The sequence below is a fragment of the Brachybacterium sp. NPDC056505 genome (genome assembly GCF_042794925.1).
GTDB lineage: Bacteria > Actinomycetota > Actinomycetes > Actinomycetales > Dermabacteraceae > Brachybacterium > Brachybacterium kimchii.
This window is the reverse complement of the sequence record NZ_JBHTSV010000049.1, coordinates 1-22,098: the sequence shown is the minus strand read 5'-3', so window position 1 is coordinate 22,098 and position 22,098 is coordinate 1. Positions and strand designations below refer to the sequence as shown.

The following is a 22,098-nucleotide window of genomic DNA, read 5'->3' as shown; positions in this document are numbered from 1 at the left end:
GCCTCTGGGCGGCCGCCGCGAGCGGTGCGCTGTGCGTGGCGGGGCTCGTGCTCCTGATCGTCTTCCTGGTCGACCAGGAGCCGCCCCCGCCCCAGGCCCCTGCGGCGCAGACCGCCTCCAGCAGCTCCGACAGCTCCAGCAGCTCCGGCGCGACGACGCCGCCGTCGAGCGACGCGGAGCAGACGCCCTCGACCTCAGCGGCCCCCAGCACGCCCGCGGCGCTTCCGGCATCGAAGCCGGTCCGCGTCCGGGTGCCGGACCGCGACATCGACGGCGCGGTGTTCGGGATCCCGCTCGCCGATGACGGCACGCTCCCTGCCCCCAGCGGGGCCCGCAAGGACGACGCCGCCTGGTTCGACGGCTCACCGACCCCCGGTGAGCAGGGCCCCGCGGTGATCGAGGGCCACGTGACCTACAGCGGGAAGCCCTCGGTGTTCTTCGAGCTCGGCGCGGTGCGCAAGGGCGACCGCGTCGACGTGGAGCGTGCGGACGGGAGCACCGCGACCTTCGAGGTCTACGACGTCGGCCGCTTCCCCAAGGACTCCTTCCCCACCTGGGCCGTGTACGAGAACACGTCGAGCGCCGAGCTGCGCATGATCACCTGCGGCGGCACGGTCGACGCGGCGGGGCGCCATGCGGACAACGTGATCGTCTTCGCGAGGCTCGTCGACGAGGGCTGACCCTCGCCTCGCACCGCAGGCGCAGCCCGCCTCAGGAGTAGTCGAGCGCGGCCAGGACGGTCGTCGGCTGCTCCGAACCCCCGGCGGGCTCGAGGCTGATGGCGGCTCCCTCGGCCGACCCCGCGGACAGCAGTGTGCGGGAGTCGCCGTCATCGTCGGGGTGGACCAGCCCTGCGCTCACGGGGCCCTCGGACTCCATGGTCCATGCCTGGTAGTCCTTGCCCGACGGAGCGGCGGGGAGGTCCTCGACCTTCAGCACCGCAGAGCCCAGGGAGGGCGAGCGCACCGCCGTGATCCGCGCCGAGCGCCACGTCGTCGTGTACTCCCGGGCATCGTCCGCCGCGAGCACCTCGTCGATGTCCTTCTCCTCCTGCGAGCGCCAGGGGCGTGCGACGACGAGGCCGGTCGCGACCAGCGCGCTCGCGGCGAGGGCGAACCCTCCGGCGAGGACGGCGCGGCGCCTCGGCCGGCGCGGGAGCCGGTGCTCCTCGGGCGTCGTGGGCGCCGCATCCGACTCGGCGCTCACGGCCTCCAGGATCCGGTCGCGCAGCGCGGCGGGAGGAGGCGTCTCCAGCCCCTCGGAGAGGCCGACAGTCGTCTCGCGCAGGGAGTCCGCGAGCTCACGGCACTGCGGGCACGTTGCCAGATGGGCCTCGACCTCCGCGCTCCGGGAGGGGTCGAGGGCGTCGAGCGCGTAGGAGGCCACGAGCGACTCGAGCTCCTCATGTCCGCTCTCGCGCGGTGCTGCGCCGGTCTCGCTCATCTCTCCTCCTCCCTCGTGTGCTCGGTGCTCATGATTCGTCGCAGGGCCAGCAGTCCGTCCCTGATGCGCGTCTTCGCCGTCCCCAGTGGGATGCTCAGCCGCTCGGCGACCTGGGACTGGGTGAGTCCATCGAGATAGGCCAGACGGATCGCCTCGCTCTGTCTGTCCGACAGCTGCGAGAGCGCGCCGCGCACATGGCTCGCCTCGATGCCGTCCAGAGCCGTCTCGCTGGTCGGGTCGGGCTGCTCCGTCGACGATCGTGATTCGTAAGCGACATCGCGATCGGATTGCGACTGTGACGCGCGCACCCTGTCCACCGCGCGGCGATGCGCCATGGTGAGGATCCAGGCCAGGGCCGATCCCCTCGACGGGTCGAAGGACGATGCCCGGCGGAACACCTCGAGGTACACCTCCTGGGTGACCTCCTCGGACTGCGCGCGGTCCCTCAGCACCCTCAGCACGAGGCCGAACACGCGCGCGCTCGTGGAGTCGTAGAGCTGGGGGAAGGCCTCGGCATCGCCCCCGGCGACCGCGAGCAGGAGTCCGCGCAGGACGTCCGCGGATGCCGTCGCCGCGGGGGCGGGCTCCTCCTCGGGCATCGTCATCCGGCCATCCTACGGGCCGAGCGCGGGCGTTCGATCACGCGGTCCCGGGCGTCGCCGGTGCGACCGATGCGTCGACCTGGGCGGACTCCGGGCCGCTCATCGATTCCATCGAGTGCACGTGAGGGCTGAGGTTCACGAGCAGGCCGGTGACGGCCAGCACCCCCAGCAGCAGGGCGGCCTCGCGCCGCATGGTCCGCAGCAGGTGCTCCCAGGGGGCGTCGGCCGAGGCGATCGCGGGCAGCAGGCGGGTGCGGTTCCACGCGGCCAGCCCCACCGCGACGGCGACGACCACGAGCTTGACCAGCAGCGTGCGGCCCCACGCCGAGGTCACCAGCGCCGACGGCGCGTCCAGGATCAGCACCGCCATCGTGGTGCCGCTGGCTGCGAGCACCAGCACGCTGACCAGCGCCACGAGGGAGAACCGCCGCACCACGGCCACGCCCTCCGCGGCCGTCGAGTGCCGGTGCAGCACCGTGAGCATCGCGATCGCCGCGAGCAGCCCGCCCGACCACACGGCGCCCGCGAGCAGGTGGGCGACATCGGCGACGAGCATCAGGGGACGCGGCGCGATGGACGCCGAATGGCCGACGAGCACAGGGGCGACCAGGGCCAGCAGGGCGCCCGGGACGGAGAGCGCGGGTCTGCGCGCCCCGCCCGCCCCGATCACCAGGGCGGCCCCGAGGACCACGGCGCCGGCTTCGACGACGGGCGGTGCGGAGAGCCCCGCACCGATGCGCGTCCAGCCGGCGACCTCGGCCGCCGTCACGGGGACGAGGAGCGCGGCCGCCGCCGCGGCCACCAGCGCGAGCACCCGCAGGGCCCGCGTCGCCCGGTCCGAGGCCATCACGGCCCGGGCCGCTGCACCGCGCGCCACGAGCACGGAGCACAGCAGCATGCCCGCCATCACCAGCAGCGAGAGGTACTCGGCCACGGTGAGGACCGGGACCAGCGTGGCCGCCCCCGCGCCCGGTTCCGCGCGCGCCGCGGTGTCGGTGCCGGCGTCGGCACCGGTGTCGGAGCCGGCGGACGGCGCGGCAGGGATCGTGGAGGGGGCTCCGACGGAGAAGTCGAGGGTCCCTGTCACCGGATGCCCGTCGGCCGAGACCACCCGATAGGTGAGCACGTAGCTGCCGTCGGGGAGGTCCGAGGGCAGCGCGGCGAGCACGTCGTCGTCGCGGGAGTGCGCCTCGAGGGTCGTGGAGGTGCCGTCGGGGCGGGTCAGTCGGGTCTCTCCGTCGATCGGCCGTACGTGCTCGTCGAAGGTGAGGGTCGCCGAGGCGGGGGCGTGCTCGAGGACGGTCCCGTCGTCGGGGCTGCTCGACTCCAGCTGCGCGTGGGCGAGCGCGGGAGCCGCTCCGCCGAGCATCAGCAGCAGGCCGAGGATGCTCCCGAGCAGCACCCGCAGTGCGGGGATCCGAAGGTGCGTCACGACGGGATCAGCGCCTCCTGCGCACGGTGATCAGCGCCGCCGCGCCGCACAGCAGCCCGAGCGCGCCGATCACGAGGCTGGTGACGACGAGCGCCGTGGTCGTGCCGTCGAGCGCCGCCTGGGGCTGGGCGACCGCGGTCACGGTGGAGGAGGGACCGGACGCGTCGCCGGACGCGTCACCGGAGGCGGCGACGGCGACGGAGGGCGCCGGGGACTCGAGATCGTCTTCGCTCTGCCCCTTCTTCGGCACCTGGGTCCATGCGGTCTCACCCTTCTCGCAGGTCTGCGTGGTGGGGAAGGTGAGCGTGGTGCCGGCGGCGTCCTCGGGGATCTGCAGGGAGAGCTCGAAGGAGTCGCGCTCGCCGTCGGGCAGGGGGGTCTTCGCCGTGTAGACGACCTGGGCGTCGCGCTCGGTGACCTCGTTGCCGTCGGCGTCGGTCTCGGGGTCGGCGAGCTTCTCGCGCTTCGTCGTGACGTCGTAGTAGGGGTTGCGCGTGGGCGTGACCTCGTCGACCCCCTCGGGCAGATCGATGGCGACCTTCGTGGTGGCCGAGCCGTCGCAGCCGTGCGGAACGCTGAAGGTGACCACGGTGTACGCGCCGGCGGTCGTGTCCGCGGCGCTCGCGGTCACGTGCGCCTGCGCGGCCGCGGGCACGGCGAAGGCGAGCCCTGCGGCGGCGAGGCCGAGAGCTGCGCGGAAGGGGAGTCGGCGTGCGGTGTTCGCGGTCATGGCTGTCCTCGTGGTGGGGGGATCGGCGGGGATTCGGAATCGGACGGGGATCGGATGGGTCGATCAGTGCAGCAGCATGAGCCAGCAGGCCAGGGCCATGGCGAGGTCCATCGCGGCCATCATCCGCAGGCCCGCGCGCGGGCCCGGCGACTCGTGGGCCTCCGCGAGCTGCAGCAGACCGGAGACCGCGAGCACGCCCGTGAAGGCCACGCCCAGCAGGCCCGCGCCGGTCGGCAGCATGGTCATCGAGTGGGTGCTCGAGGCGGGATCGGCGGACATGGTCACCACCATCCAGACCATCGCCAGCATCATCACCGCGTGCTGGCCCTGGTGCAGCGGACCGTGGACGCTCGCGTCCGTGCGGCCCTCCGCGAGCTGGAGCAGGGCGAGCAGGGCGAACCACGCGGTGGCGAGGGCGAACAGGATGATCTGGGGGAGCGCGGGCAGAGCGCTCCACCAGGACCAGGACATGGCGACCATGACGACGCACATGAGCACGTGCAGGAGGTCGCCCACGAGGTCGACGGGCCGGTCGCGATGGCGCACCGCGCGCGCGAGCGCATGGACGCCGAGCGCGGCGAACACGATGCTGAGCGCCACCGCGCCGATCGTCCCGTGCATCCTGCCCCGCCCGTCTTAGTTCTACGTTCTGTAGAGAACTCTAGGGCCGGCCGACGGGGCCCGCAAATCGACCGGCGGGGCGCTCAGCGCCCCGAGCGGCCGGAGCGCGGCCGGCGCGAGCGGAAGTTCTGCAGGCGCAGCGAGTTGTGCACGACGAACACCGAGGACAGCGACATCGCGCCCGCAGCGATGAGCGGGTTCAGCAGGCCGATCGCCGCGATCGGGATCGCCGCGACGTTGTAGCCGAAGGCCCACACGAGGTTCGTGCGGATGGTGCGGTTGGTGGCCCGGGAGAGCGCGATCGCGTCGATCACGGCGAAGAGGTCCTCGCGCACCAGGATGATGTCCGAGGACTTCAGGGCGACATCGGTGCCGCTCACCATGCCCAGCCCCAGGTCGGCGGCGGCCAGCGCCGCGGCGTCGTTGATGCCGTCGCCGACCATCGCCACCGAGTGGCCCTCGGCGCGCAGCTCCTCGATCGCGGCGGCCTTGCCCGTGGGCAGTACGCCCGCGCGCACGTCGTCGATGCCGAGGTCCGCGGCCGCGCGCCGGGCGGCGGCCTCGGAGTCGCCGGTGAGCAGCACGGTGCGCAGGCCCGCCTCGTGGAGCGCGGCGATCGCGCCCCGCGCATCGGGCTTGATCTCGTCCGCCAGCACGATCGCGCCGACGGCCCCGCCCTCGCGGGCGACGAGCACCGCCGAGCGCCCGGAGGCCTCCGCCTCGCGCACCGTCGCCGCGAGGTCCGCGGGGACGACGATGTCGAGGCTCTCCATGTGCGCGGGGCTGCCGACGGCCACCTGCGCGTCCTCGATCTCGGCCTCGACGCCCAGCCCGGGGGTGACGTGGAAGTCGCGGGCCTCGGGGACGTCGGCCACGCGGCTCGCCGCGTGCTCGCGGATGGCCGTGGCCACGGCGTGCTCGGAGGAGGACTCGGCGGCCGATGCCCAGCGCAGCACCTGCTCGGCGCTCGCCTCGCCCGTCACCACCACGCGCTCGACGCTCGGGGCGCCGACCGTGAGGGTGCCGGTCTTGTCGAGGACGACGGTGGTCACGGTGCCGCTCGCCTCGAGGGCGTCCTGGCCCTTGACGAGGATGCCGAGCACGGCGCCGCGCCCCACGCCCACCATCAGCGCGGTGGGCGTCGCGAGGCCGAGCGCGCACGGGCAGGCGATGATGAGCACGCTGATCGCGTTCGAGACGGCGGTGGCGATGTTCGCGCCCAGCAGCAGCCAGACGCCGGCGACGAGCACGCTGAGCACGAGCACGACCGGCACGAACACGCGCACCACGGCGTCGACCGTGCGCTGCACGTCGGCCTTGCGGACCTGCGCCTGCTCGGCGATCGCGGCCATCTGGGCGAGCTGCGTGTGCGCGCCGACGCCCGTCGCCCGCACCACCAGCAGCCCGTCGGTCGAGACGGTGCCGCCCACGACCTCGTCGCCGATCCCGCACGTGCGCAGCACGGACTCGCCGGTCATGGCGCCCGTGTCGAGCGCGGCCGACCCCTCGACGATCTCCCCGTCGGCCGGGACGGTCTCGCCGGGGCGCACCACGAGCAGGTCGCCGCGGCGCAGCTGATCGATCGCGACCATGGACTCGGCGCCGTCGCGGCGCACGCGCGCCTCGCTCGCCCCGAGCGCCGTGAGCGCGCCCAGGACGTCGCCCGCGCGGCGGCGGCTGCGGGACTCGAAATAGCGCCCTGCCAGCTGGAAGGTGGTCATCCCGGCCGCGACGTCGAGGTAGAGGGCGTCGGCCCCGGCCGGTGCGCGCCCGAAGCCGAGCCAGAAGCCGTCCTGCGGCTCGAGGCCCACGAGCATCGAGACGATCGCCCAGCCGAAGGACACCGCGATCCCGATCGAGACCAGCGTGTCCATGGAGACCGCGCCGTGGCGCAGGTTCCGCAGCGTCATCCGGTGGAAGGGCCAGGCGGCCCAGGTGACCACGGGGATCGCGAGCAGCACGCACAGCAGGGCCCAGCCCGGGAACCGCCACTGCGGCACCAGGGCGAGCACGAGCGAGACGTCCATCAGCGGGATCGTCAGCAGCGCGGCCGCGATCAGCCGACGCCGCAGCGAGGTGATGCGCATCTCCGTCGCGCGGCGCGACCAGGTGTCGTCGGCCTCGTCGTGCACGGCGGCGTCGTAGCCCGCGGCGCGGATCAGGGTGATCGCCTCGTCCGGGGCCTCGATGCCGGTGACCAGGGCGCGCTCGGTCGCGTAGTTCACCGTCGCGGAGATGCCGTCGGCCTTGTTGAGCTTGCGCTCGATGCGGTTCGCGCACGCCGCACAGGTCATGCCGGAGACGTCGAAGCTCCAGCGCTCGGCGGGGTCGATCGGGCCGGGAGCGGTCGAGGGCGAGGTCGAGGGGGAGACGGAGTCCCCGTCGGCGGGCGTCCGGGACTCGAGCACGGGCGGGGTCATCAGCTGCCCTTCCTGTCCGAGAGCTTCTTGAGCATCTCGTTGTACGCGTCGAACTCGTCGTCGAGCCCGCGATCCATGTGGCGGTCACGGCGCCGGGCCTCGACGTCGTCCTGCCGGGCCCACTGCACGCCGAGCGCGATGATCGCGATCACGAGCGGCACCTCGCCGCCCGCCCAGGCCACGGACCCCGCGACCTGCTGGGAGTGGGCGAGGTCCGCCCACGGCAGGTCGAGGTAGGTGTAGTAGGTCTCCGCGAGGATCGTGGAGCTCGAGATGATGGCGACGCCGAAGAAGGCGTGGAACGGCATCGCCGCGAGGATGTAGCCGAGGCGGCCGATGTGCGGCAGCGGCCGCGGCGGCCGGTCCACGCCGATGATGAGGCTGTAGTAGAGGTAGCCGACGATCAGGAAGTGCAGGTTCATCAGCTGGTGCGCCCAGTGGTAGCGCATCATCAGCCCGAACAGCGGGGAGAAGTACAGGCCGTAGTAGCTGCCGATGAACACGATGAACACGAGCGCCGGGTGGTACACGGTCCGCAGCACCGACCAGTTCAGCGCCTGCGTGATCCAGGCGTGGATGCCCACGGTCCGCGCGTGCGCCGCCGAGGCGCGCAGCATCAGCGTGATGATCCCGCCCTGGACCAGGAAGATCGGGGCGAGCATGCCCAGGCTCATGTGCACGGCCATGTGCACGCCGAAGTCGGGCGCCGAGTAGCGGCCGATCCCGCTGTTGGTCGCGAGCAGCACCACCAGCCAGCCGGCGATCCAGAAGATCGTGCGCGAGAGCGGCCAGCGGTCCTCGCGCCGCCGCAGCGAGACCACCATCGCGAGGTATAGCACGATCATGCCGAGCGAGAGGACGCTGAACAGCAGGTTCAGCCGTCCGGTGGAGACCAGCACCTCGGCCGAGGGCGCCTCGGGCACCTCGTAGCCCATGAACACTTGCGGGATCGAGGTGGGCATGAAGTACTGCGGCGGCGGGATCCGCAGCATCGCCGCGCCGGCGCCGAGCACCGCGAGCAGCAGCACGCCGAGCGCCGCGACGCGTCGGCCCCCGAGGGGCCCCGAGCCCCGCACCAGCAGCAGCGCGCCCATCGCGAGCAGCAGCAGGATCCGCACGCCCTCGAGCGCCGCGGTCGGTGTGCCGAGCGCGCCGGCGCCCTGGAGCTTGAACCAGGCGAGGAAGACCTCGAGCACGAGCGCCGCGGGCACGCCGATCCGCGCCAGCAGGCGCAGGCGGCCGCGGTCGGTCTGCGGGGCGCCCGCCGCGCCGAGGATCGCGTCGATCAGCAGCGGGGCGAGCAGCAGACCGATCACGAGGGTCTGCAGGGTGCCGGCGTCCGAGCCCACGTCGTGGTTGGGGCCGACGAGGATCTGCCCGACGACGACCGGCGCGAGGATGCCGATGCAGGCCGCCCAGAGGGCCAGCAGGAGGGTCGCCCAGCGGGTCGCGAGGAAGGCGGTGAGGACGACGACGAGCGCCGCGACCGCGGTGACCGTCCAGGCCCGCGGCATGTACCCGAACGAGTACACCCGCAGCATCGTGTCGGGGTTGATCACCCGCGACAGCGCCAGGCCGTTGGTGTCGGCGGCGCTCGCGACGATGCTCGCGAGCGAGAGCACGCACCAGCTGATCGAGGAGACGAGCAGCGCGGTGAGGTCGGGCGCGGACTGCACGCGCCGCGCGGTCCTGCGGGTGCGTCCGTGCAGGAACGCGACCGTGACCAGGGATCCCAGGGTGAGCACTCCCGCGAGGGCGGCCGCGGACTCGACGAGCCCCGCGACCATCGCGGTGGTCGCCCCCGGGTACTCGCGGTGGATGGAGGTGAAGAGCTGCTCGCCGAGAGCGGCGTCGGCGATCAGCGGCGGCACGCACACGAGCGCGACCGCCACGGCGATCCACGCGACGACTCGGGTTCTCACGCCAAGAACTCTACTTCGTGTAGACGTTCCCGGCCGGGCCGGGAAGGGGTGCTGGAGCCGAGGTCACACGGTCCTCCGCGCCGCGGGCGGCGAGGCGCTCGGCGCGCACCAGCAGCGCGGGCGAGGCCACGAGGGCGTGGGAGGCGCGCAGTCCCGCGAGCAGACGCCCCTCGCCGACGGCGCGGGCGGCGGCATCGTCGGCCGCGAGCTCGGTGAGCAGGTGCACGCGCCCCACCAGCAGGCGGCGCAGCGCGGAGCGCCGGGGCAGGCACGCGGCGTGCCAGGCGCACAGCCGCCGCATCTCCGCATGGCGGCCGCGCAGATGGGCGACCTCGTGGGCGAGCACGCCGCGCAGCTCACCGGCGGTGAGCGCCTCGCGGGCCTGCCGCGACACCGTGATCTCGGGGTGGCGTCCCCCGATCGCGTGGGCGATGAGGCGCGGGTCGTCGACCTCGTAGAGCACCGCTCCGGTCTCGGCGTCGAAGGCCATGCGCACGGTGGCGGGGGAGCGGTGCGCGAGGGGGCGCGCGGCGCCGGCTCCCTCCGCGTCGAGCAGGGCGTCCTCGGCGGCGGCGTCGGCATCGGCGGCGGTGCCCTCGTCCGATGCGCCCCGCCCCTGGCCTCCGAGCGCCATCGCGGCGAGCACCCCGGCGCCGCCCAGCCCGATCCAGGCGAGCAGCGCGAGCGCGAGCGCACGCGCCGAGGCGGAGACCGAAGCGGCCCCCGTCGGCCCCGCGAAGGCGACGAGCAGCCCGGCGGCCAGGACCGAGCCGGCCGCGAGCGCGAGGCCCGCCGCGCCGACGCCGAGCCACAGCCCGAGCGCGAGCCGCGGATGCCAGACCTGCCAGCGGCCCGCGACGAGCGGGAGCACGGAGGCCGGCGCGCACAGCAGCGCCCCGGCCAGCACGAGCAGCAGCACGATCACGAGGCGGCGCCCCGCGGGCGGCGCGCGTCGATCGCGCTGCGCATGAGCTCGATGTCCTCGCTGCTCAGCGTGTCGGCGAAGGCGAGCAGGGCGCCGCGGCGGTCGTCGGCCTCGTCGAGGGTCTCGACCATGTCGCGGGCGTGCGCCTCGGCACTGCTGACGCGCGGGCGGAAGCGCACCTTGCGCGGGGAGAGCGCCTCCCGCTCGACCATCCCCTTCTCCTCGAGGCGCGTGAGCACCGTGAGGACGGTCGTGTACGCGGGGACGGGGTCGGCGAAGGTGCCGAGGATCGCGCGGGCGCCGAGCGCCTCGTCGGCCTGCCAGAGGGCACGCATGACGAGCGCCTCCAGGGCGCCGTTCGAGCGTGCGCGCACGCCTGCCATGGGCGGATCTCCTCGGGTGGACGGGGTGGGGACGACCCGCGCAACTCTACACGGCGTCGTGGTGATGCTGCCCTACCGCGTGAAGCCTTCTACACTCGTCCCCGTGAGCGCGACGACGACGAGCCCTGCCGCCCCGGTGACCCGTGCCGTGATCCTCGCCCGCGGGCTCGGCACCCGCATGCGGAAGGCCGACGACGGCGCGCGGGTCGACGAGAAGCAGGCCGCGGTCGCCGCGAGCGGCGTGAAGGCCCTCATCGACGTCGGCCGTCCCTTCCTCGACTTCGTGATCAGCGCCCTCGCGGACGTCGGCGTCACCGACGTGTGCCTGGTCATCGGCCCCGAGCACGATGTGCTGCGCGAGTACGCGGAGCGCACGAGCGGGGGCCGCGTCACCGTCACCACCGCCGTCCAGGCCGAGCCGCGCGGCACCGCCGACGCCGTCGCCGCCGCCCGCGACTTCGCCGGCGACCAGCGCGTGATCGTCCTGAACTCCGACAACCACTATCCGGCCGACGCCCTGCGCGCCCTCGCCGCCGCCCCCGGCAGCGCCCTCGTCGGCTTCGACCGCGAGGCCCTCGTCGCGCAGTCGAACATCCCCGCCGAGCGTATCCGCGCCTTCGCCCTCGTGGACGTCGACGCCGACGGCCGCCTGCGGGACATCGTCGAGAAGCCCGACGAGCAGACCCTGGCCGCTTTCGGCGACGATGCCCCCGTCTCCATGAACGCGTGGCTGTTCACCCCGGGCATCTTCGAGGCCTGCGCACGCATCGAGCCGTCCCCGCGCGGCGAGTACGAGGTGATCGACGCCGTGCGCAGTCAGGTCGCGGGCGGTGAGGTCTTCACCGTGGTGCCCGCCGCCGTGGGCGTGCTCGACATGTCCTCGCGCGGTGACATCGCCTCGGTCCAGGAGGCGCTCGCGGGCATCGAGGTGCGGCTGTGATGACACGACCCGACGAGGTCGCCTGGTTCGTCCCGGGCCGGGTCGAGATGCTCGGCAAGCACACCGACTACGCCGGCGGGCGCTCCCTGCTGGCCGCCGTCGACCGCGGCCACACCGTCACCGCACGCGCCCGAGAGGACCGGACGCTGCTGGTCACGAGCTCCATCGCCCGGGAGACCCTCGAGATCGACCTCGACGCCGAGCCCGCCGGACGGCTCGGCGCGGGCCACTGGTCCGGGTACGTGCGCACCGTCGTCGACCGGCTGCGCGCGAACTTTCCCGGCCGCTCCCGCGGCGCCGAGATCAGCATCGAATCCGACCTTCCGCTCGCGGCCGGGATGTCGAGCTCCTCGGCGCTCGTCGTCGGCCTCGCCCTCGCCTACGGCGAGCTCTGCCGGATGGGAGACGAGCCCGCCTACCGGGAGGTCGTCACCGATCGCGAGCGCCTCGCCGAGTACCTCGGCTGCGTCGAGAACGGCCAGAGCTACGGCCCGCTCGCCGGCCACCGCGGCGTGGGCACCTTCGGCGGCAGCGAGGACCACGTCGCGATGCTGTGCGGCCGCGAGGCGCGGATGGTCCAGTACTCCTTCTGCCCCGTCGGCTTCGAGCGCGCCGTGCCCTTCCCCGAGGACCGTGCCCTGGTCATCGCCGTCTCCGGCGTGCAGGCGGAGAAGACCGGCTCCGCCCTCGAGCACTACAACCGCGTCTCCCTCTCCGCCCGGGACATCGTGGGCATCTGGAACGAGCGCACGGGCCGCCGCGACGCGACGCTCGGCGACGTCGTGGCCGCCGACCCCGGCGCCGCGGACGCGCTGCGCGCCCTGATCGACCCCGGCACCTACCTCTCCGCCCGCCTCTCCCAGTTCCTCGAGGAGTCCGAGCGGATCATCCCGGCGGCCACCGACGCGCTCGCCGCCGGCGACCTCGCGACCTTCGGGAGCCTGGTCGACGAGTCGCAGCAGCTCGCCGAGGAGGGCCTGGGAAACCAGACCCCCGAGACCGTCGCCCTGCAGCGCCTGGCCCGCGAGATGGGGGCCGACGCCGCCAGCGCCTTCGGCGCCGGCTTCGGCGGCAGCGTCTGGGCGATGGTCCCCGCCGAGCGCGCGGACCGCTTCGCCGTCGACTGGGTGGACCGCTACGCGGACACCTTCCCCGTCGCCGGGCGCGCCGCGACCTGGCTCGTCACCCGACCGGGACCGCCCGCCCACCGGGTGTGGAGCAGCTGAGCACCCATCCGACCCCGCCCCAGGAGGCACCATGCATTCCCCCGTCGGCGAGTACCTCCAGCAGATCCTGTCCGAATGCGCGGCCGACGACGGCGCCGTCGCCGACTACATCCCCGAGCTCGCCGCGGCCGACCCCGACCACCTCGCCGTGGCCCTGTGCACCCCCGACGGCACCCTCTACAGCGCGGGGGACGCCGAGCACCGCTTCACCATCCAGTCGATCTCCAAGCCCTTCGCCTACGCGCTCGCGCTGCGCGACCACGGGATCGACGCGGTGCTCGAGAAGGTCGGCGTCGAGCCGTCGGGCGACGCCTTCAACGAGATCAGCCTCGAGGAGCGGACCGGCCGACCCGAGAACCCGATGATCAACATCGGCGCCATCACCACCCACACCCTCGTGGGCCCGGCGGACCTCGACGAGGACGCCCGCACCGCCCGCGTCATCGAGGGCCTGGGCGCCTTCGCGGGCCGCGAGCTCGCGGTCGACGAGGACGTCTTCGCCTCCGAGATGTCCGAGGTCTGGCGGAACCTGGCGCTGGCCTCCCTGGTGCGCGCCAACGGCATCATCTCCGGCTTCCCTGAGGAGGCGGTGCGCGGGTACACGCGCCAGTGCGCGGCGCTCGTGGACGTGCGCGATCTGGCGGTGATGGGCATGACCCTCGCCCGCGGCGGCACGAACCCGCTCACCGGCGAGCAGGTCGTCCCCGAGGAGGTCGCCCGCCAGGTGCTCTCGGTGATGACGAGCTGCGGCATGTACGACGCGGCGGGGGACTGGCTCTCGGCCGTCGGCATCCCCGCGAAGTCGGGCGTCGCCGGCGGCATCCTCGGCGCGCTGCCCGGGCAGGTGGGCGCCGGCACCTTCTCCCCGCGCCTGGACCGCTTCGGCAACTCGGTGCGCGGGGTGCGGGTCTTCGAGCGCCTGAGCCGCGACATGAACCTGCACCTGATGCGGATCCCCGAGCCGTCCCTCGAGGTCATCGGGCGCCGGGAGAGGACCCTGCGCGGCCGCCGCCTGGTCGTGCTGCAGGGAGCGATGGACTTCGCCTCGGCGGAGATGGCCCTGCGGCACTTCGAGCGCATCGACCCGAGCGAGGGCGACGTCGTGGTGGACATCGGCATGGTCTCCTCCCTCAACGACGTGGCGCGGCGCATGCTCCACGAGGGCCTCGCGCGCCTCGCGGCCGACGGGCACCGCGTGATCGTCGTCGACCCCCACGGCCGCCTCGGGGACCTCGGCGGCGGACGCGTCCCGTACATCGCGCGCGTGGTCCCCGACCGCGAGGGGATGTAGGGCCGTCCCGCCCGGCTCCTGTGCCACGATGAGCCCATGCCCGCTTTCGACTGGCCGCACGACGCGGCGCCCCTGCCCATCGAGCCCCTGCGCGGGCCGATCGACCGCCTGACCGCGCTCGCCGCCCGCCACGAGGGCGTGCTCGAGCTCATCGCGCCGCTCGAGGCCGAGGACGAGCAGAGCGACGGCGCCCCGGGCACCGCGGGGCTCGCGGGCGGCGTCGCCGGCGACCCCCGCACGTATCTGCCGCCCGTGCTCTCGAGGATCGCCGACGAGTTCGGAGGGATCCGGGTGGTCGGCGGCGACGCGGCGCTCATGATCGTCGTCGACGAGCGCAGCGACCTGGGCCCCTTCACGATCCTCACCGACCCGGTCTCCTACACCCCGCTGTACGAGGGGGACGACGTCGCGGTGGTCCTCGCGATCGATGAGCACGGCGCGGCAGGCCCGGTCTTCGCGATCGGCGAGGACCTCGCCCTGACCCTCGTCGCCCCCGACCTCGTCGACTACGTGCAGCGGTTCACGGAGGCGCTGGATCTGGCGGTGACCACGACGGCCGACGAGACGGTGGACGCCGAGCTGGTCGCCGACCGCATGGAGGAGTCCTTCTTCGCGCCCCTGTTCGCCGAGGATCCCGAGCGCGCCGTCGCCCTGGCCGCCGACGCCCCCTCGGGCATCGAGGCGCCCGCGGACGCCCTCGCCGCCGCCGACCTGCGCGGCGCCGCCCCCGGCGCGCGCGTCGAGGTCATGGACGCCGACCTCCCGGGCGACCCGCTCGAGATCGGCATCGCCTGGCGCGCGGACGGCCTCGTGGTGGTCGTGACGGGGGAGTGAACCGGCGCGCGGCCGCGTGCGCCGCCCGCGCGTAGGATCGGGGGTTCCCCGTCCGATCCAAGGAGCCGTCGTGTCCTCTCGTCCTGCCGTCCTGGTGATGATCCCCGGAGTCGCCGCCGATCCCGAGCTCAAGGCTCGCCCGGCCTTCCGCCTGGTCGACGAGGGCGCGCCGCAGCTGCGCGTCACCGATCTCGCCGCCACCCGGGGCGACGGCGTCTTCGAGACCGTGGGCGTGTTCGACTCGCGCCCCGCGAACCTCACGCCGCACCTCGAGCGCCTGCAGCGCAGCGCCCGCATGCTCGACCTGCCCGCGCTGGATCTCGACGTGCTCGCCCAGGCGGTCGACGCCGCGGTCACCGCGCACCTGCCGGTCCCCGAGCTGCTCGTGAAGATCGTCGTCTCCCGCGGCGTCGAGGGGCAGTCGCGCCCCACCGCCTGGGTCTTCGCCGACGCCGCCCCGAGCTACGCCGCCGCCCGGGCGGGCCTGCGCGTCGCGGCCCTGGACCGCGGCATCCCCACCACCGCGCCGCAGACCAGCCCGTGGCTGCTCGCGGGCGCCAAGAGCCTCTCCTACGCGATCAACATGGCCGGTCTGCGCGAGGCCGCGCGGCGCGGGGCCGACGAGGTCCTGTTCATCTCCTCCGACGGGTACGCGCTCGAGGGGCCGACGTCGACCCTGCTGGTCAAGCGCGGGAACCGCTTCCTCACCACGCCCGTGGACGCGGGCGTGCTGCCCGGCACGAGCCTCGGCTCGGTGTTCGAGCTCGTGCGCGGCGAGGGCGCCGAGGCGGCGGAGGAGCTGATGACGCTCGCGCAGGTGGCCGAGGCGGACGGCGCCTGGCTGCTCTCCTCGGTGCGTCTGGCCTGCCCGATCACGCATCTCGATGACGTGGAGCTGCCCGTGGACCGGGCGCTCACCGATCGCCTGAGCGCGGCGATCGCCGGACGGAAGTAGACAGGGGATTCCGGCAGGGAGTCTCAGGCGGCGCGGCGGACGAGCGCGGGCGGCGCCCACGGCGTCGTCCGCTTCGAGCTACGGCGCCCGGCGCCGCGCAGTCCCGCGCGCACCGCCTCGTCCCGGCCCGAGTAGGGCAGGTCGATCCACGCGTGCGCCGCCGCGACGGCAGGGCGCACGTGCTCGCGCAGGAGCGCGGCGACGCCGCCGACGTGCGCGGTCGGCACCACGAGCACGTCGACCATCGGGCGGGTCCAGTGGGTGTCCGCACCGTGGTCGTCGAAGACCATGACCGTCTGCTCATCGCTCGAGCAGACGCGCGCGAGGGTGCGCACGAAGTCGCGGTCGCGCACGTCGGACCAGATGTGCGGGCGGCCGTCGAGGCGGACGGTCGCGGTGGTGAGCAGCTGCGAGCGCACCCGCAGGTCGGTCACCTCGATCTCGGGCAGGCGGGCCCCGGTGTCCGAGCACAGGCGCTGGGCGACCTTGTGGATGCTGCGCTCGAGCTGCTCGGCGCTCGGCGTGGACTCCCCGAAGAGGTCCGCGCGGGGCGGCAGCACGCGGTGACGGCCGCCGATCACGTAGCGCCCGTCGATCCGCTCGTGCAGCAGCCACCAGAAGGCGCAGCGCTGCAGGCCGGGGACAGGGGGCGTGGTCTCGGGCTGCTCGTCCGCATCGGGCACGAGCTCGAGGTCGCGGCGCGAGGCGGCCTGGACGGCGCGGGCGACGGCGGCGGGCGTGACGTGCTCGCGCAGCGAGAGGCCGAGCGCGGCGAGCATGTCGACCTGCTGGTCGATGCTCGGAGCCGGCGCTCCGGCGCGCAGGACGTCGTCGACGGGCTCTGCGTGCGCATCGTGCGCCCCGTCCCCGTGGAGCAGGGTGCGCATCCGATCCGTGATGCTCATGGCGACCTCCTTCTTCTCGTCGAGCTGCGGCTGCAGGACCACCGTATGCAGGGCCCTCCCGTCGGCAGGTGACGAGCAGGCGAACTCTTCGCGTCGAGTGCGCGACGGAGAGCTCGGGCAGAATCGGGGCATGACCTACGAGATCGAGGACTCCCTGATCGTCCCGGGCACTCCCGAGGACGTGTACGCCCTGCTCAGCGACGTGACCCGCACCGGCGAATGGAGCCAGCAGTGCTACCGCTGCGCATGGGACGACGACGCCCGCGGCGTCGGCGCGCGCTTCACCGGCTGGAACCGCACGCCCGAGCGCGAGTGGCACACCACCTCCGAGGTCGTCGCCGATGTCCCGGGCGAGCGCTTCGCGTGGTCCGTCGGCCCCGGCCGGGCGGAATGGGGGTACCGGATGGAGCGCGCGGAGGGGGCCGGCGAGCCTCGCACGCTGCTCACCGAGTACACGCGCACCACGCCCCTGTTCGAGACCACCTTCGCCGAGCGCTACGGCGAGCGCGCCGAGGAGGAGATGGCGACGCGCCGGAAGGCCGCGGAGGCCGGGATCCCGGCGACGCTCGAGGCGATCCGGAGGGTGCTCGCGGGGGAGTGAGCTTGGCGGGGCGAGGTGGCAGTCGAGTCGCTGTCGCGCCTACGTGATCGACGTGCCTTGTGGTGTCGAGCGAACGGCATTCCCGCTGTTCACCAGGCGCTTTCGCCCGGCCCTCGATGCGTATGATCCTCCCTAGCGCTCCCTTTTCCACATCCTCTCCTAGCCTCTTCCAGGTGTCCGGTTCGCCCGATACGATGAGAGAAGAATCGAACGAGTGTTCGACTCCTCGACGTGGAGGGAAGGGGGACAGGATGACCGCGCTCGACCCTGGCCCGCGCCAGGAGATCCTCGGCGACCATGCCCTGTTCCCCGGCATGGTGCTCCCGCGCGAGAGGGAGGAGCTGCTGCGCGCCCAGCAGGCCGAGCGTTCCGCACAGGATCCCGTCCAGCGCATCCGCCCGCGCTCTCCGCGTCCCCTCACGCGCGAGTCCGTCGCTGCCCGGGTCGACGTCTCTCCGACCCTCGAGGTCACCGAGCGCGTCCAGAGCATCTGGGACCAGGGTGTGCGCGAGTCCCGCGAGCTCGCCGACTCCCTCGCCGCCCTCGCGCCGTCCTGGCGCGGCCGCGATACCGGCGGCTGCACCGCGGAGGACGCCCAGTGCGAGGACCTGCTGGTCGCGGCCGCGCTGCGGTGCTCCGACACCGTCGCCTACCGCCGCATCCGCGACGGGCACCGCGGCGTCGACCTCTGCCCGCGCATCTTCGCCCGCCTGCGCGCGGGGGAGTTCCCCGCCGCCTGGTTCCGCGAGCTGCTGCGCCGCACCCTCGGCCTCACCGACGAGGAGATGACGCTGGTCGATGCGACCGTGAGCGCCTGGGACCCGGGCATCACCTCCGAGCACTTCAGCCGCTGCCTCGGCACCGTCGTCGCGACGCTCCTCGAGCGACGCGAGCTCCCGCCCCGCATCGACGTCGAAGCGCGGCGCCGGGTCGAGTTCGAGCACGGCGGGGACGACGGCACCGCATGCCTGCGGATCGTCGGCCCCGTCCCCGAGCTGCTGCAGCTCGCCCGTCGGCTGGACGATGCCGCGCGCACTCTCCAGGCCGCCCAGCGCCATGCGCTCGAGGCCGGAGTCGAGGTCCCCCTGGACCCGCAGGGCCGCGCGGCCGAGCAGGGACGGCCCCTGTCCCTGTCCGAGCTGCGCTACCACCTGCTGACCATGGCAGATCTGGACACCGACGGCGTGGGCCTGAGCGCCGCGTCCTTCCGCATGAACGTGACGGTCCCGCTGCTGTCCCTCATGGGCCACAGCGACGCCCCCGGCATGCTCGACGGTCGGATCCCGATCCCGGCCGAGATGGCCCGCGAGCTCGCCGCCGGCGAGGACGCCTGGCACCGGCTGCTCACCGACCCGGTGAGCGGGGAGTTCCTCCCCGCGCCCGCCGAGCGCTACGCGGTGCCGCAGGCCATGCGGGAGCACCTGCGCGTGCGGATGACGACCTGCTCGGTGCCCGGCTGCCGGCGCCCCGCATCCTGCGCGACCGAGGCCGACCACATCGAGGAGTACGACCACGAGGACCCGCTGCACGGCGGCCGCACCGCCGTGGACAACCTCCACCTGCTGTGCTGGAAGCACCATGCTCTGAAGACCGCCCGCCGCATCGACCCGGTGCGCGTGGACGCCTCCCATTCGCCGACCGGCCGCACCGGAACCCTCTGGAGCATCGACGAGGAGATGCGGATCTTCCAGGAGGACGACACGGACCTCGCGACCCCCGCGATCGTGAAGGACCTCAAGGACTCCTGGGCACGGATCCAGGCCCTCCGGGACCAGCGCGACGCGGCTCTTCGAGATCACGCCGAGCGCACCCGGGACGAGTCCCCGCCCGAGAGGCCACCGCAGGGTGCGCCCCCGGGCGCACCACCACCACCGTTCTGATCCCGGCGGGTCAGCGCGCGGCGCTGCCCTCCGCCTCGCACAGCGCATCGACCGCGCGCACCAGGGCCAGATGACTGAAGGCCTGCGGGAAGTTGCCGGCCATGCGCTGGTGCGCGTCGTCGTACTCCTCGGAGAACAGCATGAGGTCGTTCCCGCACGCCAGGACGCGATCCAGCATCTGCCGCGCGTCCTCGGTGCGACCCGCCCGCGCGTAGTACTCGGCGAGCCAGAAGCAGCACGCCAGGAACGGGTTCTCGTTCCCGCTGAGCCCGTCCTGACCCGTCGTGCGATACCGCAGCACCAGGCCGCCGTCGGTCATCAGCTCGTCCTCGATCCGGCGCACCGTGGCGACCATCCGCGGATCGTCCGGGGCCACGAAGCCGATCCGGGCGAGCTGCAGCAGCGAGGCATCGACCTCGGTGCTGCCGTAGGTCTGGGTGAATGCGCCGTCGGGCCCCACGCCCTCGCGCAGGATCTCGTCCCGCAGGCGATCCCGCGCCGCCCGCCACCTCTCGAGCTCCCCGTCCTTCGCCCGCAGCCCGAGCTCCTCGACGCCGCGGACGGCCCGGTCGAAGCCGGCCCACATCATCACCCGCGAATGCGTGAAGAACGCGGGCTCCCCGCGCATCTCCCACAGGCCCTGGTCCTGCGTCTCGAGATGCGAGCACGCGAACTCCAGCAGCGAGCGCTGCAGCGACGACGACCACGTGGTCTCCTCGAGCCCCGTCTCGCGCATGGCCGCGAAGCCCACCAGCACCTCACCCACCACATCGCCCTGGTACTGGGCCGCGGCGCCGTTGCCGATCCGCACCGGGCGCGAGCCCGCGAACCCGGAGAGGTGCGCCAGCTCCCTCTCCGGCAGCGAGCGCTCCCCGGAGATGGAGTACATGATCTGCATGTGCTCGGGGTCCCCGGCGATCGCGCGCAGCAGCCAGTCCCGCCAGCCCACCGCCGCCTCCACGTGCCCGTGCGCCAGCAGGGCCTCGAGCGAGAGCGCCGCATCGCGCAGCCAGCAGTAGCGGTAGTCCCAGTTGCGCTCCCCGCCGAAGTCCTCCGGCAGGCTCGCCGTGGGCGCCGCGACGATGCCGCCCGCGATCACGTCGGAGAGGCCGTGCAGCACGAGCAGCGAGCGCGTCACCTCCGGCCGGTAGCGGTCATCGACCTCGACGCGCCCCAGCCACTCGCGCCAGGCCGCCGCCGTGCGCTCGATCGCGTCCTGGGGGTCCACGGGCCTCGGCAGCGCCGTCCACGAGGGATGCCAGGTCATCGTCCACGCCTGCTCCTCGCCCGCGTGCAGCATGTGCCGCCCCGTGTGCACGTGGTCGCTCGCCGTGAGGCCCGGTCCACGCAGGGCCAGTGCGCTCGCGCCGGCCACCGCGGAGATCACCGAGGCGCCGTCGGAGTCCTCGCGCCGCCGCACCCACGGGACCACGTCGCCGTACTCGAAGCGGATCCGCAGCTCCTGCTCGACCTCGACGCTGCCCTCGGTGCAGCGCACCAGGCGCACGAGGTCCGCGCGCTCGTCGGCCGACGGGTCCTCGGCCGCCTCCTCGGGCGTGATGTCCGAGGGCATCATGTCGATGACCTGCGCGGTGCCGTCGGGCCCCTTCCACGTGGTCTCGAGGATCATCGTGCCCTCGAGGTACCGACGCGAGGTGGCCTCGCCGCCGCGGATGCCCAGCGTCCAGTGCCCGTTGCGGTCATCCCCCAGCAGCGCGCAGAGCGCGGCGGGGGAGTCGAAGCGCGGCATGCACAGCCAGTCGATGCGGCCCTCGCGCGTGACGAGGGCAGATCCCCGTCGGTCGGACAGCAGGGCGTGGTCCTCGATGCGGTGCTCGCGATGCTCCATGCCACCCGATTCTGCACCCGCGGGCGCGGACGGCGGTCAGGAGCGGGGCCAGGTCAGGATGCGCCACGCCTGCGTGCGGGACCGATGCCCGCGGTGACCGCGGCGGCGACGAGGGTGAGGACCGCGCCGACCAGGGTGAGCGGGGTGAGGTGCTCGGTGCCCGTGGGGGCGAGGACGTCCAGCAGCACCGAGCCCACGATCTGCCCGGCGATCGTCGTCATCGCCAGGGTGAGGACGCCCAGCGGGGCCGCGAGCTGCGCCGCGACGGCGATGAACACGACGCCGATGGCGCCGCCCAGGTAGAGCACGGGATTCGCGGGGAGCGGGGCGGGGCCGTGCCCGACGGCGAGGGCGTGGACCACCGCGACCAGCACGAGCAGCGCGGTGCCCACGACGAAGTTCCCGAGCGTGGCGATCATGAAGTGCCCGGTGTGCTGGGAGACCCGGCCGTTGACCGCCTGCTGCAGCCCCATCGCGGCCCCCGCGACCACGGGCAGCACGAGCAGCGGCCAGGGGACGTCGACGCCCACGCCCGAGGACATCGCGAGCAGCACCGCGAGCACCATCAGCCCGGCCCCGATCAGGCGGGGCGCGGTGAGCGGGCGGACACCGCCGGGACCCAGGCCGACGCGGTCGACGACCAGGCCGGTGACCGTCTGGCCGGCGACGACGCAGACGATGAACAGGGCCACCCCTATCAGGGCGACGGTGAAGGTCTGGCCGAGCACGAAGGTCGCCCCGCCGATCCCGCCCAGCGCGAGCGGCCAGGGGAGGGCTCCGATCCGCAGGTCGTGCCCGAAGGCTGCCGCGCGCTCCCGCAGGGACCTCCGGGAGAGCACGATGACCAGCACGATCACGAGCCCCGTGCCGAACGAGATGGCCGACGCGGTGAAGCCGTCGGCGAGCTCGGTCGACAGGCGCGAGTTGATGCGGGACTGCACGGCGGAGAGCAGCCCGCCGGCCAGCGCGACCGGCAGCGCCCAGCCCGAAGCGCGGCCCAGCGAGAAGGAGAGAGGGGAGGATGCCACGGGGGTCCACTCTAGGTGTTGCGGGTCATGACGTTGTGGTCACCGGGACGGGGATAGAAGGAACGGGCCCCTGACCGGCACGATGGGTGGTGTCTAAGCAACCGTCGTCCG

At 73.7% G+C, this 22,098-nt stretch carries 20 protein-coding genes; 8 read left to right on the top strand and 12 right to left on the bottom strand.

Annotated elements, in window-relative coordinates; all coding sequences use genetic code 11:
- The coding region (locus ACFQ53_RS16490) for a class F sortase (RefSeq protein WP_377861659.1) at positions 1-680 on the top strand (680 nt) is incomplete at its 5' end.
- A 31-nt stretch (positions 681-711) separates the two neighbouring features.
- Here ACFQ53_RS16490 and ACFQ53_RS16485 read toward each other — a convergent pair.
- The 9 genes from ACFQ53_RS16485 to ACFQ53_RS16445 form a co-directional block, all read right to left on the bottom strand.
- Positions 712-1,443: an anti-sigma factor domain-containing protein gene (locus ACFQ53_RS16485; protein ID WP_377861656.1), complete on the bottom strand. Its 732-nt coding sequence runs from the start codon at positions 1,441-1,443 to the stop codon at positions 712-714.
- Entirely contained in the window at positions 1,440-2,048 is a 609-nt protein-coding gene (gene sigK / locus ACFQ53_RS16480; protein ID WP_377861652.1) for an ECF RNA polymerase sigma factor SigK, read from the bottom strand. Before sigK ends, ACFQ53_RS16485 begins: the two co-directional genes overlap by 4 nt.
- Before the next feature lie 34 nt (positions 2,049-2,082).
- Positions 2,083-3,477 carry a copper resistance CopC/CopD family protein gene (locus ACFQ53_RS16475; protein ID WP_377861649.1) on the bottom strand — a complete coding sequence of 465 codons (1,395 nt, stop codon included), beginning with the start codon at positions 3,475-3,477 and terminating at the stop codon, positions 2,083-2,085.
- Between the two features lie 7 nt (positions 3,478-3,484).
- On the bottom strand, positions 3,485-4,207 hold the full coding sequence (locus ACFQ53_RS16470; protein WP_377861646.1) for a YcnI family protein: 723 nt from the start codon (positions 4,205-4,207) through the stop codon (positions 3,485-3,487).
- Positions 4,208-4,270: 63 nt separating this feature from the next.
- On the bottom strand, positions 4,271-4,807 hold the full coding sequence (locus ACFQ53_RS16465; RefSeq protein ID WP_377861643.1) for a DUF5134 domain-containing protein: 537 nt from the start codon (positions 4,805-4,807) through the stop codon (positions 4,271-4,273).
- Between the two features lie 104 nt (positions 4,808-4,911).
- Positions 4,912-7,248 (bottom strand): heavy metal translocating P-type ATPase, encoded by a 2,337-nt coding sequence (locus ACFQ53_RS16460; protein ID WP_377861640.1) that lies wholly within the window; start codon positions 7,246-7,248, stop codon positions 4,912-4,914.
- Positions 7,248-9,170: a cytochrome c oxidase assembly protein gene (locus ACFQ53_RS16455; protein WP_377861637.1), complete on the bottom strand. Its 1,923-nt coding sequence runs from the start codon at positions 9,168-9,170 to the stop codon at positions 7,248-7,250. Before ACFQ53_RS16455 ends, ACFQ53_RS16460 begins: the two co-directional genes overlap by 1 nt.
- A 10-nt stretch (positions 9,171-9,180) precedes the next feature.
- Complete coding sequence (locus ACFQ53_RS16450; RefSeq protein ID WP_377861634.1) at positions 9,181-10,095, bottom strand: M48 family metalloprotease; 915 nt, start codon at positions 10,093-10,095, stop codon at positions 9,181-9,183.
- Positions 10,092-10,478, bottom strand: coding sequence for a BlaI/MecI/CopY family transcriptional regulator (locus ACFQ53_RS16445; RefSeq protein WP_377861631.1), 387 nt, complete (start codon positions 10,476-10,478; stop codon positions 10,092-10,094). Before ACFQ53_RS16445 ends, ACFQ53_RS16450 begins: the two co-directional genes overlap by 4 nt.
- Before the next feature lie 103 nt (positions 10,479-10,581).
- Between ACFQ53_RS16445 and ACFQ53_RS16440 the strand changes: the two genes are divergently transcribed.
- The 5 genes from ACFQ53_RS16440 to ACFQ53_RS16420 all read left to right on the top strand — a co-directional run bounded on the left by ACFQ53_RS16440 (position 10,582) and on the right by ACFQ53_RS16420 (position 15,724).
- Entirely contained in the window at positions 10,582-11,418 is an 837-nt protein-coding gene (locus ACFQ53_RS16440) for a nucleotidyltransferase family protein (RefSeq protein WP_377861629.1), read from the top strand.
- A complete protein-coding gene (locus tag ACFQ53_RS16435) occupies positions 11,418-12,644 on the top strand; it encodes a galactokinase family protein (protein WP_377861625.1) in 1,227 nt (408 codons plus the stop codon). The genes ACFQ53_RS16440 and ACFQ53_RS16435 overlap by 1 nt, the downstream gene beginning before the upstream one ends.
- A gap of 31 nt (positions 12,645-12,675) precedes the next feature.
- Positions 12,676-13,935, top strand: a complete 1,260-nt coding sequence (locus tag ACFQ53_RS16430; RefSeq protein WP_377861622.1) for a glutaminase — start codon at positions 12,676-12,678, stop codon at positions 13,933-13,935.
- Positions 13,936-13,971: 36 nt separating this feature from the next.
- The gene (locus ACFQ53_RS16425; protein WP_377861620.1) at positions 13,972-14,769 is read left to right on the top strand and encodes a hypothetical protein; all 798 of its coding nucleotides are present in this window, start codon (positions 13,972-13,974) and stop codon (positions 14,767-14,769) included.
- A gap of 70 nt (positions 14,770-14,839) precedes the next feature.
- Complete coding sequence (locus ACFQ53_RS16420; protein WP_377861617.1) at positions 14,840-15,724, top strand: aminotransferase class IV; 885 nt, start codon at positions 14,840-14,842, stop codon at positions 15,722-15,724.
- A 23-nt stretch (positions 15,725-15,747) separates the two neighbouring features.
- Here ACFQ53_RS16420 and ACFQ53_RS16415 read toward each other — a convergent pair whose 3' ends face one another.
- Positions 15,748-16,629, bottom strand: a complete 882-nt coding sequence (locus tag ACFQ53_RS16415; RefSeq protein WP_377861615.1) for a hypothetical protein — start codon at positions 16,627-16,629, stop codon at positions 15,748-15,750.
- Between the two features lie 130 nt (positions 16,630-16,759).
- On the opposite strand from ACFQ53_RS16415, the gene ACFQ53_RS16410 reads away from it, so the two are divergent.
- Positions 16,760-17,230 carry an SRPBCC family protein gene (locus ACFQ53_RS16410; RefSeq protein WP_377861612.1) on the top strand — a complete coding sequence of 157 codons (471 nt, stop codon included), beginning with the start codon at positions 16,760-16,762 and terminating at the stop codon, positions 17,228-17,230.
- Between the two features lie 251 nt (positions 17,231-17,481).
- Positions 17,482-19,110, top strand: coding sequence for an HNH endonuclease signature motif containing protein (locus tag ACFQ53_RS16405; protein WP_377861609.1), 1,629 nt, complete (start codon positions 17,482-17,484; stop codon positions 19,108-19,110).
- Positions 19,111-19,120: 10 nt separating this feature from the next.
- Here the strand turns inward: ACFQ53_RS16405 and ACFQ53_RS16400 are convergent, their stop codons facing one another.
- Both ACFQ53_RS16400 and ACFQ53_RS16395 read right to left on the bottom strand, forming a co-directional pair.
- Complete coding sequence (locus tag ACFQ53_RS16400; protein ID WP_377861606.1) at positions 19,121-20,959, bottom strand: glycoside hydrolase family 15 protein; 1,839 nt, start codon at positions 20,957-20,959, stop codon at positions 19,121-19,123.
- Positions 20,960-21,012: 53 nt separating this feature from the next.
- The gene (locus ACFQ53_RS16395; RefSeq protein ID WP_377861603.1) at positions 21,013-21,987 is read right to left on the bottom strand and encodes a DMT family transporter; all 975 of its coding nucleotides are present in this window, start codon (positions 21,985-21,987) and stop codon (positions 21,013-21,015) included.
- Between the last annotated feature and the right edge of the window lie 111 nt (positions 21,988-22,098).